The sequence below is a fragment of the Lysinibacillus sp. NPDC096212 genome, from assembly GCF_044763105.1.
Lineage (GTDB): Bacteria > Bacillota > Bacilli > Bacillales_A > Planococcaceae > Lysinibacillus.
The window spans coordinates 1-1,587 of sequence record NZ_JBIWFQ010000065.1; the positions used below are offsets into that span (position 1 = coordinate 1).

At 30.9% G+C, this 1,587-nt stretch carries 1 protein-coding gene; it reads left to right on the top strand.

Annotated features, from left to right (window positions below):
- Positions 1-438 precede the first annotated feature (438 nt).
- Complete coding sequence (locus ACIQ7T_RS27925) at positions 439-1,149, top strand: hypothetical protein (protein WP_402875314.1); 711 nt, start codon at positions 439-441, stop codon at positions 1,147-1,149.
- Positions 1,150-1,587 lie beyond the last annotated feature (438 nt).

The window sequence follows — 1,587 nt, forward strand, 5'->3', positions numbered from 1 at the left end:
CTTATTTTTTATGAAAAAAATTGAAAGCCGGTGAAATTTTACTGATCGTAAAATTTCGCCGGCTTTTTAGTTTAGAGATGGGTTTTGTCCCAGCCCCTTTCTTTCATCTCTCAAAATCTCAAATATTACTTACATAACCCTTTTTTACAAAAAAAGATGGAAATTGCATATAAATAATGGTAATATTTTCTATGGATGGTAATTCCATTTTTTTAAAAAAACCATTCGTTATATTTTGTAAAAGAATGGGGGTCTTTAATGAAAAAAACTATCTTAATTAGAATATTGGCATTTATAGCCGTATTACTAATACTTTTTTCAGATGGGATACAATCTCATGATTTTCTTTATCTTTTAATTGTCGTTTTTTTCATTGGTGTTCCGTGGTACAAGTTTTTCAAAAAATAAATTTAAGATTCAGGAGGAATTGTACACTTTTTGGTAATGGTTATGTTTTTAGCATTGCAACCCCTATCTGTAAATTTAGATCGAGCTATTGCTAAAGAAAAAGGTGGGAACAATGATTGTAATAGCTGTTCACAAAAATTACCTTTACAAATGGAACAAGCAGGTTTTTTTAAAAATAATTTAGTAATAAACGATGTAAAAGAAGATTTAGATATAGCGGAGAATTTTAATCATAGTGAGTACAATAAAGATGATTTCGATTGGAAAAATATTGAGTTCATGGATTTCGGCAAGGATAAAGATGGTTTAATGATTCCTTATAAGCAGAACAATGAAAACTTTGATATTCGTTTATTGACTGCTTATGATAAAACAACTGGTGAAATTAGTGATGATTTTATTATTATGAAATCAGTTCTTGATATCGAAAATAATGAAATTGAAGTTACCTACTCAACATTAAATGATGAAAAAGTGGTTGGCATGACTCTTGATGTAGGCACAAATGAAGTTATTGACAGAAAAATATATAACGAAGTATCTCCAACTGATAGTGGTCAAGCAGGTTATTGGAGCGATACTTGGGATTGTTTAAAAAATGCTTGGAAAAATGCTCCTGAACTTACGAAAGAATTATGTTCCACTGCTTGTCTCTCTGTAATATTTGGCGGAAATATTGTAGGTATAGTAACTTGCGCTAGTTGTTTAGGCGCTCAAGCTATGGTATGCCTTATTCACTAACAATTAAATAAATATTAATTATCTTCCCCTCCATATATTTAGGAGGGGATTTTTATAAATAAACAAATAGAAACCAACAATCGATTCTATACCTTGCTTAACACCATGGCTGTGAATATCTGTATAAAATAGATTAGCCGATCCAAGTCTTACTTGAATCGGCTTTCTCATTTGGGAAATGGACAACCTAGAGTATGGAAACTCACGATTTTCGGTCGCTCGTTACTCATAATATATATCATCCTTTCAAGAGTACACTACAATAAATAAAATTATTAACGTGTCTTATAATAGCACAAATAAAGATAATGAGCCTAGCTTTTTGGCTAAGCTTATTTTTTTGAATGACGGATTGTAATATTAAGTGCAACACCTAGAAGTCAATATAAAGGAAGCCCATAACGACCTCGTGTAGAATGTAGTTACCACACAAACATT